Origin of the sequence: Duganella guangzhouensis (assembly GCF_009674535.1) — a bacterium.
Taxonomy (GTDB): Bacteria; Pseudomonadota; Gammaproteobacteria; order Burkholderiales; family Burkholderiaceae_D; genus Rugamonas; species Rugamonas guangzhouensis.
On sequence record NZ_WKJK01000026.1, the window covers coordinates 16,299 to 32,475 of the forward strand.

At 67.6% G+C, this 16,177-nt stretch carries 1 protein-coding gene; it reads left to right on the forward strand.

What is annotated here, in order from left to right; genetic code table 11:
• The first annotated feature begins 91 nt into the window (after positions 1-91).
• On the forward strand, positions 92-16,120 hold the full coding sequence (locus GJ699_RS30795) for an SPM autocatalytic domain-containing protein (RefSeq protein WP_154383250.1): 16,029 nt from the start codon (positions 92-94) through the stop codon (positions 16,118-16,120).
• Positions 16,121-16,177 lie beyond the last annotated feature (57 nt).

Sequence of the window (16,177 nt, forward strand, 5' to 3'; positions counted from 1 at the left end):
TCAGGCCAAGAATTGGCACCCTTTTAACCCGTTTTTTTACTGGTTCACTCCGAATGGCGGTACTATATATTTCCGCTGGGAGATATTTAATATGGCAACTACGATTACCGACCTGACTACCGATCAAATCCAGGCGCTGACCAATGCGCAGGTTACGGCCCTGACCACGGCGGATGCCGCGGCCATGACCACGCTGCAAATGTCGGTGCTCAGCCCCGATCAGTTAAGCGCCCTCGGTACGGCGCAGTTGCGTGCGTTAAGCACTCCCACGCTGCAAGCGATCAGCACGCTGCAGCTCAGCACAGGACTTTCCACCAAGCAAGTCGCAGCGCTGACCACCGGCCAGTTCGCCAGCCTGACCACCAGCCAGCTGACCGCCGGCCTGAATTCCGATCAGTTCAGCGCGCTGACCACCGCCCAGCTCAGCATGCTGACGCTGGCGCAGATGGGCATCATTGAAACCCAGGACATCGCCGCGCTGCGCACCGCCCAGCTGGTGTCGCTGAGCCCGGACCTGATCCACGTGATGAAGACCCAGCAGATCCAGGCCCTCACCACCGCCCAGACCGCCGCACTGAAGACCAGCCAGATCGTCGCCTTCACCACCGCCCAGGTCGCCAGCCTGACCACCGACGACGTCAACGCACTCACCACGCAGCAGCTGAACACGCTGGACGCCAGCCAGCTGGCGGCCCTGAGCGCCAGCCAGATCGCCGCGCTGAGCAGCAAGCAGACCACCGGCCTGTCGACGATTCAGATCGGCCTGCTCGGCACCAGCCAGATCGCCGCCCTCGGCAGCGACGGCTTCAGCCTGCTGAAGACCAGCCAGATCGCCGCCCTGACCAACCAGCAGTTCAAGGCACTCAATAGCGACCAGATCATCGCCCTCACCACCGCCCAGGCGGTGGCGCTGACGCCGGCCCAGCTGTCGCAAATGTCGGCCGCCCAGCTGGCGGCGATGGAGCTGGTGGACCTGGCCGCGCTGAAGAGCCAGCAGATCCAGGTACTCGGCACCGATGCCACCGCCGCGCTCGGCACCGCCCAGGTGGCGGCGCTGACCACGGCCCAGATCACCTTCCTGCTGAACACCCAGCTGCAGTCGCTCAATAGCGACCAGATCGTGGCGCTCAGCACCCAGCAGGCCGCCGCGCTGACCACGATCCAGATCCAGGCGCTCAGCAACAGCCAGCTGGCCGCGATGGAAACCATCGACGTCGCCGCCCTCAAAACCTCGCAGCTGAACGCGCTCAGCAACAGCCAGCTGAACGCGCTGGGCACGGCCCAGATCGTCGCATTGACCACCCAGCAAGCCACCAACCTCAGCGTCGCGCTGGTGGGCGCGCTCAGCACCGCCCAGGTGGCGGCGCTGGAACTGGCCGACCTGGTGGCGCTGAAATCGCAGCAAATCGCCGCCCTCAGCACCGGCGGCATCGCCGCGCTGAGCACCGATCAGGTGGCCACGCTGACCACGCAACAGATCGCCGCGCTGACCGCAACCCAGTTGACGACCCTCAGCACCAACCAGATCGTCGCCCTCAGTCCGCAACAAGCGGCGGCGCTGACCACGCTGCAGATGCAATCGCTCAGCAACAGCCAACTGGCGGCAATCGAGCTGGTCGATCTGGCCGCGCTGAAGACGTCGCAGCTGAACGCCCTGAACAGCAGCCAGCTGAACGCGCTGGGCACGGCCCAGATCGTCGCGCTGACCACCCAGCAAGCCACCAACCTGAGCGTCGCGCTGGTGGGCGCGCTCAGCACCGCCCAGGTGGCGGCGCTGGAACTGGCCGACCTGGTCGCGCTGAAATCGCAGCAGATCGCCGCGCTCAGCAGCGCCGGCGTGGCCGCGCTCGGCACCGACCAGATCGCCGCGCTGACCACGCAACAAGTGGCCGCGCTGCAAAGCGTCCAGTTGGCCGCGCTCAGCACCGACCAGATCGCCGTGCTGTCGGTCGCGCAAGCCTATGCGCTGGGCACCGCCCAGGTGGCATTGCTGTCGACCGCGCAAGTGGCCGCGCTGACCATCGCCAGCCTGGCCGGCCTGAAAACCTCGCAGATCGCCGCCCTGGGCAGCGCCGCCATCGCCGCCCTCACCAGCGACCAGATCGTCGCGCTGACCACCGCCCAGGCCGGCGCACTGAGCTCGCTGCAACTGGCCGCGCTCAGCAGCACCCAACTGGCGGCGCTGGAACTGGTCGACCTGGCCGCGCTGAAAACCGCCCAGCTGGGTGGCCTCAGCACCGCCAATGTGGCCGCCCTCAGCACCGACCAGATCGCCGCGCTGACCACCGCCCAGACGTCGACCCTGGCCACGCGCCAGCTGGCCGCGTTGAGCACCGACCAGATCGTTGCGCTGACCACGGCCCAGGCCACCACGCTGACCACGGCGGAAGTCGCCGCGCTCAGCACCGACCAGATCGCCGCGCTGGAAGTGCGCGACCTGGCCGTCTTCAAGACCGCCCAGATTACCGCCCTCAGCACCGCCCAGCTGGTGGCGCTGGGCACCGCCCAGATCGGCGGCCTGAGCTCGCAGCAAGTCGCCGCGCTGACCATCCAGCAAGTGGCCGCGCTCAGCAGCGACCAGGTGCTGGCGATGCAATCGGCCGCGCTGGCCGCGCTCAAATCGCAGCAGGTAGCCGCGCTCAGCAACGCCAACGTCAACATCCTCAGCACCGCGCAAGTGGCGGCGCTGAGCACCGCCGTGCTGAATTCGTTCACCACCGCCCAGATCGCCTCGCTGACCACCGACCAGATTGTTGCCCTCGGCACGCTGCAGGCCAGCACGCTGGCCACGCGCTCGATCGCCGCGCTGACTTCGGACCAGATCAACGCGCTGGAAGTGACGGATCTGGCCGCGCTGAAAACCGCGCAAATCGCCGCCCTCAGCACCGCCCAGTTGAGCGCGCTGAACAGCGCGCAAATCATCGGCCTGGGCACCCAGCAGGTGGCCGCGCTCAGCACCGCGCAAGTGGCCGCGCTCAGCACCGACCAGGTGTCCGTGATGGAAACCCGCGACCTCGCCGCGCTGAATTCGCTGCAGGCGGCCGCGCTCGGCAACAATGCCGTGGCCGCGCTGACCACCACCCAGATCGCCGCGCTGACCACCACCGTGCTGAGCAACCTCGGCACCGCCCAGATTGCCGCGCTGACCAGCGACCAGATCGTCGCGCTGACCACCGCGCAAACCAGCCTGCTGGCGACGCGCCAGATCGCCGCGCTCGGCAGCGACCAGCTGAACGCACTGGAATCGCGCGACTTTGCCGCGCTGAAGTCGCAGCAGATCGCCGCCCTCGGCACCAACCAAGTGAGCGCGCTCGGCACCACCCAGACCGCCGCGCTGACGTCGCAACAAGTGGCCGCCCTGAGCGTCCAGCAAGTCGCGACGCTGGACGCCGGCCAGTTGGCCGCGCTGCAGACCGCCGCCCTGGCCGCGCTGCAAACCCGCCAGGTGATCGCGCTGACCACCGACGCCGTGGCCGCCCTCACCACCACGCAATTCGCGGCGCTGAGCTCCACCGTGCTGAGTTCGCTCACCACGGCCCAGATCGCCGCACTGAGCACCGACCAGATCGTCGCGCTGACCACCGCCCAGGGCGGCATGCTGAGCACGCGCGACATCGCCGCGCTGTCGACCGATCAGCTGAACGCGCTGGAAACGCGCGACCTGGCGGCACTGAAAACCGCGCAGATCGCCGCCATCGGCAGCGCCCAGTTGAGCGCGCTGGCCACCGGCCAGATCGCCGCCTTCGCCAGCCAGCAAGTGGCCGCGCTGACCAGCCAGCAGCTGGCGGCGCTGACCGCCGGCCAACTGGCCGCGCTGCCGAGCGCCAGCCTGGCCGCGCTGCAATCGCAACAAGTGGGTTCGCTCAGCACCGACGCCATCGCCGCCCTCACCACCGCCCAGATCGCCGCGCTGACCACCTCCGTGCTGAGCAACCTGAGCACGCTGCAAGTGAGCGCGCTCGGCACCGACCAGATCGTCGCCATCACCACCGCCCAGGCCGCCGCACTGGCGACGCGTGAAATCGCCGCGCTCAATAGCGACCAGATCGCCGCGCTGCAGACCGCCGACTTTGCCGCCCTGAAAACCAGCCAGACCGTGGCGCTGGGCACCAGCCAGATCGCCGCCCTCACCACCGCCCAGGCGGCGGTGCTGACCTCGCTGCAGGCCGCCAATCTGAGCACCCAGCAAGTGGCCGCGCTCAGCAGCGACCAGACCGCCGCGCTGCAAACCGCCGCGCTGGCCGCGCTGCAATCGCGCCAGGTCATCGCCCTCAACAGCGACGCCGTGGCCGCCCTCACCACCACCCAGGTGGCCAGCCTGACCACCAGCGTGCTGGCCTCGCTGACCACCGCCCAGGCCGCCGCGCTGAACTCGGACCAGATCGTCGCGCTGACCACGCTGCAAGTCGGCGTGCTGACCACGCGCGACCTGGCCGCGCTGTCCACCAACCAGGTGGCGGCGCTGGAAACCAACGACTTCGCCGCGCTGAAAACCGCGCAAATCACCGCGCTCACCTCGGACCAGATCGCCGCGCTCACCACCGCCCAGATCGTCGCGCTGACCACCGCCCAGGCCGCCGCGCTGACCCAGGTGCAGCTGAACGCGCTGACCACCGACCAGCTGGCCGCGATGGAAACCCAGGACTTTGCCGCGCTGCGCACCAGCCAGCTGCTGGGCCTGGGCACCAAGACCATCGCCCTGCTGACGCCGGTCCAATTGGCGTCGCTGAAAACCGAACAGATCGCACAATTCAGCTCGGAGCAGATCCAGGTGCTGAGCAGCGCCCAGCTGCAGGCGCTGACCACGCTGCAAGTGAACGCCCTCAGCACCGCCCAGGTCGGCTACCTGCTGACCCAGCAAGTGGCGGTGTTGACCACCGCCGACTGGGCCGCGCTGAAAACCAGTCAGTTGAACGCGCTCAGCACCACCCAGCTGGCCGCCGTCACCAGCGACCAGATCGTGGCGCTGACCACGCTGCAAGCTTCCAATCTCAGCACGCGCCAGGTGGCCGCGCTGTCCAGCGACCAGTTGAACGCGCTGCAAACCGTGGACCTGACCGCGCTGACCACGACCCAGGTGCTGGCCCTGTCCAGCGACCAGTTGGTCGCGCTGGACACCAGCCAGCTGGCGGCACTGGCCACGCGCCAGCTGGCCGCGCTGAGCACCGCGCAAGTGCAGGCGCTGAGCACCGACCAGATCGTCGCGCTGACCACCGCGCAAGCCAACAACCTGGCCACCCAGCAGATCGCCGCGCTGTCCAGCGACCAGTTGCAAGCGTTTGAAACAATCGACCTGGCTGCGCTCAGCACGCGCCAGTTGAGCGCGCTGTCCAGCGACCAGCTGGATGCGCTCAGCACCGACCAGATCGTCGCGCTGAGCTCGCAACAAATCAACAGCCTGAGCTCGCGCCAGCTGGCATCGCTGACCACCGACCAGATCGCCGCGATTGAAACCCGTGACGTGCTGGCGCTGCAAACGGCGCAAGTGGCCGCGCTCGGCAGCGACAGCCTGAACGCGCTCAGCAGCAATCAGTTGCTGGCACTGAACTCGGCCCAGCTGGCCGCGATCGGCACCGCCACGCTGCGCGCGCTCGGCACCGAACAGATCGCCGCGCTGAACTCGGTCCAGGTCAGCCTGCTGCTGACCCAGCAGATCGCCGCGTTCGGCAGCGACCAGTTGGCCGCGCTCGGCACGCTGGACCTGTCGGCGCTGCGCACCGCGCAAGTGGCGGCGCTGGACACCGCCCAGATCGCCAGCCTCGGCACCGATCAAGTGGTGGCGCTGACCACCCAGCAAGTGGCCGCGCTCAGCAGCCGTCAATTGGCCGCGTTCGGCAGCGATCAGCTGCAGGCGCTGGAAACGCGCGACCTGGTCGCGCTGCAAACCCTGCAGATCGCCAGCCTCGGCAGCAACAGCCTGAACGCGCTCAGCAGCAACCAGTTCCAGGCCCTGACCACCGCTCAGCTGGCCGCGCTGAGCACCGCCCAGTTGCGCGCGCTCGATACCGACCACATCGTTGCACTCAGCACGCTGCAAGCCGGCGCGCTGACCACCGCCCTGATCGCCGCGTTGAGCAGCGACCAGCTGGCGGCGCTGGAAACCATCGACCTGGCCCAGCTTAAAACCCAGCAACTGGCCGCGCTCAGCACCGCGCAAGTCAGCCTGCTCAGCACCGACCAGATCGTCGCGCTGGGCACCCAGCAGTTCGCCGCGCTCAACAGCAAACAGCTGGGCGCGCTTGGCAGCGACCAGGCGGCCGCGATCGAAACCCGCGATGTCGTGATGCTGCAGACCAGCCAGATCGTCGGCCTGGGATCGGACAGCCTGAACGCGTTCGGCAGCGACCAGGTGCGCGCGCTGACCTCGGCCCAGGTGGCCGCGCTCAGCACCAGCCAGGTGCACGCGCTGGGCACCGACCAGATCGCCGCGCTGAGCAGCCTGCAGACACCTAATCTGACCACCGCGCAAATCAGCGTGCTGACCAGCGACCAGCTGGCCGCGCTGCCGACGGTCGACCTGGCCGTGCTGAAAACGGCGCAGGTGGCCGCGCTCAGCACCACCCAGATCAGCCAGCTCAGCACCGACCAGATCGTCGCGCTGACCACCCAGCAGATCGCCAACCTGAGCAGCAAGCAAATCGCCGCCCTCAGCAGCGACCAGATCGCCGCGATTGAAACCCGCGACATCATCGCGCTGCCGACCGCGCAGATCGCCGGCCTGAATGCCAGCAGCCTGAACGCGCTGGGCACGGCGCTGTTCCAGGCCCTCACCACCGCCCAGATCGCCGCGCTGAGCACCAGCCAGCTGCGCGCGCTGGACACCAGCCAGATCATCGCCCTGACCACGCTGCAAGCCGGCGCCCTGACCAGCAACCAGGTCGGCGCGCTCACCAGCGACCAGTTGGCGGTCTTTGAAACCAACGACCTGGCTCAGCTCAAAACCCAGCAACTGGCCGCGCTCAGCACCCTGCAGATCAGCCTGCTCAGCACCGACCAGATCGTTGCGCTCGGCACCCAGCAATACCAGGGCTTGAGCAGCAAGCAACTGGGCGCGCTGACCAGCGACCAGTTTGTCGCGCTGGAAACCCGCGACCTGGCCGTGCTCAGCACCGCGCAGATCGCCGGCCTCAGCGTCGCCGACCTCAGCCTGCTCAGCACCAAACAGCTGGCGGCGCTGTCGCTGGCCCAGCTGACGGCGTTCAGCACGGCGCAGATCCGCGCGCTTGGCACCGACCAGATCGTCGCCCTCAGCACCGCGCAAGCCAACAGCCTGACCACCGCGCAAATGGCCGCCCTCACCAGCGACCAGGTGGCCGCGCTGGAAACCGTCGACCTGAGCGCGATGAAATCGTCGCAGGTGGCGGCACTCAGCACCGACCAGATCGGCGTACTGAGCACGGCGCACATCGTCGCCCTGACCTCGCAGCAGCTGGCCGGCCTCAGCACCAAACAGCTGGCCGCCTTCGACACCGACCAGATCGCCGCGATTGAAACCCGCGACCTGATCGCGCTACAGAGCGCGCAGATCGCCAGCCTCAGCACCATCGACCTCAACGCCCTGACCACCCAGCAAATGCTGGCGCTGACCACGCTGCAACTGAGCGCCATCGGCAGCGCCCAGTTCGGCGCGCTGGACACCGCCCACATCGCCGCGCTGAGCTCGACCCAGGTCAGCTTCCTGCTGGCGGCCCAGGTTGGCGCGCTGAGCAGCGACCAGTTGGCCGTGCTGAGCACCGCCGACATCGCCGCCCTCAAAACCCAGCACATCGCCGCCCTCAGCACCGCCCAGATCAGCGAACTGAGCACCACGCAAATCGTCGCCCTGGTATCGCAACAGCTGAACGCGATGAGCAGCCGCCAGCTGGCCGCCCTCAGCACCGACCAGATCGCCGCGATTGAAACCCGCGACCTGACGCTGATGCTGAGCGCCCAGATCGGCAGCCTGGCCAGCGACAGCCTGGCCGCGCTGACCACCGCCCAGGTGCAAGCCTTGACCACCGCCCAGCTGTCGGCGCTGGGCACCAGCCAGTTCCGCGCCTTCGACAGCGCCCAGATCGCCGCCCTCAGCACCCAGCAGGCAAACAGCCTCAGCGTGACCCAGCTGGCCGCGCTCAGCAGCGACCAGTTGCGCGCGATCAGCACGCTCGACCTGTCGATCCTGAAAACCAGCCAGTTGGCCGCCCTCGGCACGGCCCAGATCAGCCAGCTGACCTCGGCCCAGATCGTCGGCCTGACCACGGCGCAGTACACCAATCTGAGCACCCAGCAAGTTGCCGCGCTGACCACCGACCAGCTGGTCGCGCTGGAAGTGATCGACCTGGCCGCGCTCAAATCAGCCCAGCTGAACGCGCTGGGCAGCGAGGGCTTGAACGTGCTCAGCACCACCCAGCTGCAGGGGCTGACCACCTACCAGCTGAACACGCTCACCAGCGCCAACCTGCAAAGCCTGTCGACCCGCTACATCGCCGCGCTGACCGCCACCCAGGCCACGCTGCTGGCAACCGCGCAGATCCCGCTGTTGACCAGCACCCAGCTGGGCGCGCTGCCGACCGACCTGCTGACGCTGATGACCACCCAGCAGATCGCCGCGCTGAGCAGCGTCCAGGTGGCCGAGCTGAGCACCGCGCAAGTGGTGGCGCTGAACACCGCCCAAGTCGGCAATCTCGGCACCCAGCAAGTGGCCGCCCTGACCAGCGACCAGCTGAACGCGATGGAAACGCGCGATCTGGCGATGCTGAAAACCACCCAGATCGCCGCGCTGTCGACCAGCGCCATCGCCAACCTCAGCACCTTCCAGGCCGAGCGCCTGGGCAGTCAGCAAGTCGGCGCCCTGACCACCGCCCAGATCGTGGCGCTGGGCACGGCACAACTGCGCACCTTCGCCACGGCCGACATCAGCCAGCTGAAGACGCAGCAAATCAGCAATCTCAGCAGCGACCAGCTGAACGCCCTGTTGAGCGAGCAATTCCGCGTGCTCAATTCGACCCAGCTGGGCGCGTTGGGCACCACCCAGTTCCAAGCGCTGGGCAGCACCCAGATCGCCGCGCTGACCACGCTGCAAGCCACCTTCCTCAGCAGCGACCAGTTGCAGGCGCTGACCGCCAGCCAGCTGGCGGCGCTGGAAACCGAAGATCTGACCGCGCTGAAGACCGCCCAGATCGCGGTGCTGGAAACCAGCCAGATCGCCCTGCTCAGCAGCGACCAGATCGTGGCCTTGAACACCGCCCAGGTCACCAGCCTCAGCACCAGCCAGCTGAGCGCCTTCAGCAGCAGCCAAATCCAGGCGCTGGAAACCCGCGACCTGGCCGCGCTGAAAACCGCCACCCTGCAAGCGCTGAGCAGCGCCTGGCTGGACGCCATCAGCACCAGCCAGCTGCAAACCATGACCACGGCCCAGTTGGCCGGGCTGACCACGGCCCAGCTCAACAGCCTGCTGACCGCGCAGTTCGCCGCGCTGACCACGCTGCAAATGAGCAACCTGGCCACCACCCAGATCGCCAGCCTGGCCAGCACCCAATTGGCCGCGCTGACCTCGGATGAACTGGGCGCGCTGAAAACCGCGCAGATCAACGCCCTCGGCACCGCCCAGATCGTACAGCTGCGCACCGACCAGATCGCCGCGCTGAAACCGAGCCAGGTCGGCTCGATGTCGACCACCCAGCTGGCCTCGTTGAGCTCGACCCAGGTGGCGGCACTGAGCACCGCCGACTTTGCCGTGCTCAGCACCGCTCAACTGGCCGCGCTGGGCAATCTGGGCAATCTCAGTACCGACCAGATCCAGGCCCTCACCACGGCCCAGATCGCCGGCCTGACGACCACCCAGATCGCCAGCCTGAACACCGCGCAAATCGTCGCCCTGACCACGCAGCAAGCCGGCGCGCTCAACACCGACGATATCGCCACGCTGAGCAGCAGCCAGCTGCAGGCGCTGGAATTGGTCGACCTGGCCGCGCTGAAAACCGCGCAGGTGACCGCCCTGACCAGCGGCCAGATCGGCCAACTGTCCAGCGACCAGATCCAGGCGCTGACCAGCAACCAGTTCGGCGCCCTCCTGACCCAGCAGATCGCCGCCTTCAGCACCGCCCAGATCCAGGCCGTGCTGACCCAGGACATCGCCGCACTGAAGACCGCGCAAATGGCGGCGCTCAGCAGCGACCAGCTGCAGGCGCTGGTGCTGGAACAGGTGCAGGCGCTGTTTGCCTCGCAGCTGAACGCACTCAGCAGCGCGCAACTGCAAGCCTTGACCACCGACCAGATCGTCGAACTGAGCACCCAGCAGTTCGCCAACCTCAGCACCACCCAGATCGCCGCGCTCAGCACGGCGCAACTGCGCGTGATCGAGCTGGACGACTTTGCCGCGCTGAAAACTGCGCAGATCGCCGTCCTCAGCACCAATCAGATCCAGGCCCTGACCTGGGAGCGCTTCCTGGTGCTGACCACCGCGCAGGCGCAGGCGCTGAGCAGCGACCAGCTGAACGCACTGACCAGCGACCAGTTGCGCACCCTGGCCACCGACGACCTGGCCGCGCTGAGCACCACCCAGATCGCCAGCCTCAGCAGCACTCAACTGAACACCCTGTTCGATTACCAGTTGCAGAGCCTGGGATCGGCCCAGCTGGGCGCGCTGACCAGCACCCAGTTGCAGGCGCTGAGCAGCGACCAGATCATCAACCTCAGCACGCAGCAGTTCGGCATGCTGACCACGGCCCAGATCGCGCTGCTGACCACCGCGCAGCTGAGCAACATCGAGCTGCAAGACCTGGCCGCGCTGAAGACCACGCAAATCCAGGCGCTCACCAGCACGCAGCTGAACGCGCTGTCGGCCGACCGCATCGCCGCCCTGACCACGCAACAAGTGCAGGCACTGACCACCGTCCAACTGAGCACGCTCAGCACCGACCAGGTGCAGGGTCTGGAAACCGACGACCTCAACGCGCTGAAGAGCAACCAGTTGCAATCGCTCAGCAGCACCCAGCTGAACGCGCTGAGCGCCGGCCAGGTACAAGGCCTGAGCTCGACCCAGCTGAACAGCCTGAGCACGGCGCAATTCCACGCCCTGGGCAGCGATCAGATCATCGATCTCAGCACCATCCAGATCACCCAGCTGGCCACCGCCCAGCTGGCCGCGCTCAGCTCCAGCCAGCTGGCCGCGCTGGAACTGGAAGACCTGGCGGCGCTGCTGACCAGCCAGCTCGCATCGCTGACCACGCTGCAGATCAGCGAACTCGACCTGGCCCACATCGGCGCCCTGACCACGCTGCAAGCCAGCGCGCTGGCCACCGTCCAGCTGGCCGCACTGAGCACCAGCCAGTTCCAGGCGCTCGGCACCGACGCGCTGGAAGCGCTGAAAACCGCGCAGATCGCCGCGCTGACCACCGCCCAGCTGGCGTCGCTGACCAACACCCAGCTGCAGCACCTGAGCAGCGACCAGATCGAAGCGCTGACCTCGACCCAGGCACGCGCGCTGACCACCAGCCAGATCGCGGCCCTGACCTCGACCCAGCTGGACGGCATGAGCACGCGCGCCGTGAGCGCGTTGAGCAGCAGCCAGATCGCCGCCATCAGCACCGACAACTTCACCACCCTGGGCACGGCGCAGATTGCCGCGCTGAGCGCCAGCCAGTTCGGCGCCATCACCACGGTGCAGATCGTGGCGCTCAGCAGTGACCAGGCCGCCTCGCTGAGCACGGCGCAGATCGCCGCGCTGACCAGCGCCCAGCTGGACGCGCTGGAAACCCGCGACCTGATCGCGCTGAAAACCACGCAAATCGCCGCCATCACCACCGCCAACGTAGCGGCGCTGACCACCGACCTGCTGGCCGCGCTGACCACCGTCCAGGTGTCCAGCCTCGGCAGCGACCAGATCGCCGCGCTGCAAGCCGGCCAGGTGGCGGCGTTGACCAGCGACCAGGTCGTCACGCTGAACTCGGCACAGATCGCCGCCATCGGCACCGACCAGATCGGCTCGCTGAGCACCGACGACTTCGTCGCGCTGCGCAGCAACCAGCTGGCCGCGCTCAGCACCGCGCAGTTCGCCGCGCTGAGCAGCGATCAGTTGAACGCGCTGTCGACCAGCGCCTTCACCGCGCTGACCACGGCCATGCTGAATTCGCTGACCGCCAGTCAGTTCGCCCAGTTGAACACGGCGCAAATCGGCGCCCTCACCTCGACCCAGGCCGGCGCGTTGAGCACCGACCAGCTGCAAGCGCTGACGACCGACCAGTTCGCCGTGCTGAACACCAGCGCGGTGCGCAACCTGAGTTCCGACCAGATCGGCGTGCTGACGCTCGACCAGATCGTCGCGCTGAGCACGCTGCAAGTGCGGGCGCTGACCAGCACCCAGCTGGGCGGCCTGCTGAGCGACCAGATCGCCGCGCTGGAAACCATCGACCTGGCGGCGCTGACCACCGCCCAGTTCAACCTGCTGAGCAGCGACCAGCTGCAAGCGCTGCTGACCGGCCAGTTCGCGTCGCTGTCGACCGCGCAAATCAGCACCCTGACCACCGACCAGCTGAGCGCCGGCATCAACACCGACCAGATCGTCGCATTGACCACCGCGCAGGCAGCGGCACTGTCCACCAAGCAGGTGGCGGCGCTGACCACCGACCAGATCGGCGCGCTGGAAACCATCGACCTGGCCTCGCTCAGCACCAAGCAAATCGTCGCCCTCACCAGCGACCAGATCGCCGCGCTGAGCAGCGATCAGCTGAACGCGCTGACCACGGCTGAATTCGCCGCGCTGAGCACCGCGCAGCTGAGCCTGGGCCTGAGCACCGACCAGCTGATCGCGCTGGACAGCAACCATCTCAACGCACTGAGCACCAGCCAGCTGGTGTACGGCCTGAGCGCGGCGGCGATTGCCGCCCTCACCACCGACCAGATCGCCGCGCTGCGCACCGCGCTGCTGAGCGCGCTGGCCTCGGCCCAGGTGGCGGCGCTGACCAGCGACCAGATCATCGCGCTGAGCACCGCCCAGGCCGCCAGCCTGAGCACCCAGCAAGTGGCCGCGCTGACCACCGACCAGGTGGCGGCGCTGGAAACCATCGACCTGGCCGCGCTGAGCACCAAACAGATCGTCGCCATCGGCAGCGATCAGGTCGCCGCGCTCAGCAGCGACCAGCTGAACGCACTGACCACCGCCGAATTCGCCGCGCTGACCACCGCGCAGCTGAGCCTGGGTCTGAGCAGTGCCCAGCTGGCATCACTGGACAGCAACCACATCAGCGCCTTCACCACCAACCAGCTGGTGTACGGCCTGAGCGTGGCGGCCATCGCCGCCCTCACCACGGACCAGATCGCCGCGCTGCGCACCGCGCAGACCAGCGCGCTGGCGACGCTGCAAATCCAGGCCCTGAGCAGCGACCAGATCGTGGCGCTGACCAGCGACCAGGCCGCCACGCTGACCACCCAGCAAGTGGCGGCGCTGAGCGCGACCCAGGTGGCCGCGCTGGAAACCGTCGACCTGTCCGCCTTCAGCACCAAACAGATGGTGGCGCTGAGTAACGACCAGGTCGCCGCGCTGACCACCGACCAGTTGAACGGCCTCACCACCGCCGAGTTCGCAGCGCTGACCACCGCGCAGCTGAGCAACGGCCTGAGCGTGACCCAACTGGCCGCGCTGGACAGCAACCACATCAGCGCGCTGAGCACCGCGCAACTGGTGTACGGCATCAGCGCCAACGTCGCCTCGCTCACCACCGACCAGATCGCCGCGCTGCGCACCGCGCAAACCAGCGCGCTGGCGACGCTGCAACTGCAAGCCTTGACCACCGACCAGATCGTGGCGCTGAGCACCGACCAGGCCTCCACCCTCAGCACCCAGCAGATCGCGGCGCTGACCGACAGCCAGTTGGGCGCCATCGAAACCGTCGACATCAACGCCCTCAGCACCCGTCAGCTGAACGCGCTCAGCGCGGCCCAGCTCGGCGTACTGGGGACCCAGCAGCTGAACGCGCTGGGCACCACCCAGTTCGCCACGCTGGGCACCAGCCAGCTGGCCAACGGCCTGAACGCGACCCAGGCCGCCGCGCTCGATAGCGACCACATCGCCGCGTTGACCACCGCCCAGATCGCCTACGGCATCAGCCTGGGCGCGCTGGCCGCGCTCACCAGCGACCAGATCCAGGCGCTGCGCACCGCGCAAATCGTCGCCCTGACCACGCTGCAGGCGCAATCGCTCAGCACCGACCAGATCGCCGCATTGCTGCCGGCGCAGATGACCGGCCTGTCGACCAACCAGATGCCGGTGCTGACCGCCGACCAGCTGGCCGCGATGAGCACCGACCAGATCGCCGCGCTGGACACCCAGGACGTTGGCGCGCTGAGCGCCGGCCAGTTCATCGGCCTGTCCACCGCACAAACGGTGGCGCTGACCACGGCGCAGATCCGCGGCCTCAAAACCGCCCAGATCGCCGCCATCGACGGCACCCAGATCGGCGTCTTCACCAATGACCAGCTGCAAGCGCTGAGCACCCAGCAAGCCGCCGCGCTCAGCGTGACGGCGGTGGTATCGCTGTCCACCGACCAGCTGGGCGTGCTGACCACGGCCGACGTCGCCGCGCTGGGCACGCTGCAGATCGCCAGCCTGGCGGTCAACCAGCTGGGCGGCCTCAACACCGACCAGATCCAGGCGCTGACCAGCGCCCAACTGGGCGCGATGACCGCCGATCAGCTGTACGCCTTCAGCACCAGCCAGATCGCCGCGCTGCGCACCACCCAGGTCGGCTACCTGACCACCACCCAGCTGGCGGCGCTGTCCAACAGCCAGGTGCAGGCACTGACCACCGACCAGATCGCCTCGATCAAGCTGAGCCAGATCACCGCGCTGACCATCGACCAGATCGGCGTACTCGGTTCCGACCAGCTGCAAGCGCTGACCACGGCGCAGATCCAGACCCTGTCGATCACCCAGCTGACCGCGCTGACCAGCACCCAGGCCAGCGAACTGACCACCACCCAGATCGCGGCGCTGAAGAACTCGCAGTTGGGCGCGCTCGACGCGACCCAGATCTACGGCTTCAGCACCGACCAGCTGGCCGCGCTGAGCACCAGCCAGCTCGGTTCGCTGACCAACGCCCAGATCGGCTACCTGTCGACCGACCAGATCGCCGGCTTGACCACCGACCAGATCGCCGGCCTGAAAACCAGCCAGCTGATCGTGTTCACCAACACCCAGCTGCAAGCGTTGACCACCACCCAGGTCGGCGCGCTGGCCACCGCCGGCCTCACCTCGCTGACCGTGGCGCAGGCCGACGCCTTCAGCGCCGCCCAAGTGGCGGCGATGACGGTGACCCAGACCATGGCGCTGAACTCGTCGTCGATCAACTACGCCACCCCGCTGATCCTCGACCTGAATGGCGACGGCGTACAAACCCAGAGCATCACCGCCGGCGTGCAGTTTGATATCAACGCCGATGGCCAGAAAGTGGCCACCGGCTGGGTCGACAGCAACGACGGCCTGCTGGCCATGGACCGCAACGGCGACGGCGTCATCAACGACGGTAGCGAACTGTTCGGCAGCGCCACCAAGCTGGCCGACGGCAGCACCGCCAAAGACGGCTACGCCGCGCTGGCCGCGCTGGACACCAACGGCGACGGCGTCATCGACGCCAAAGACGACGCCTTCAGCGCACTGCGTGTGTGGGTCGACAGCAACTCCGATGGCATCAGCGAAACTGGCGAACTGAAAACGCTGGACCAGCTGGGCATCGCCTCGATCAGCGTCAAAGCCACCGCCACGCTGACCCAGCAGAACGGCAACATCATCGGCCTGACCTCGACCTACAGCAGCACCGACGGCAGCGTGCACACCAGTGCCGACGCCTGGTTCCTGGCGCAAAGCACAACGTCCACTGCCACGTTGCAACAGCAAGTCAGCAGCCTGAGTGCCGCCATGACCAGCTTTGCCACCGCGGTAGCGACCAGTGCGGCACAAACGCAACAAACGCTGACGCCATCGGCCGAAGCGCACGCTGCCGCCGCGCCGGGCGCCACCTTGGCCGACGCCCTCAAGCAATACCAGCACGCCCAAGGCTTGCAAGGCGCCACCGCCACACTGACCGGCAAACAAAGCTTCGACGAGCACACCAGCAGCAACTGGTTCGCCGTACCGAAGCGCTAAAAAACCGGCGCAAAACCCGGGGGCTATCCTCCCAATCACACACGAGCTGAACCGCTA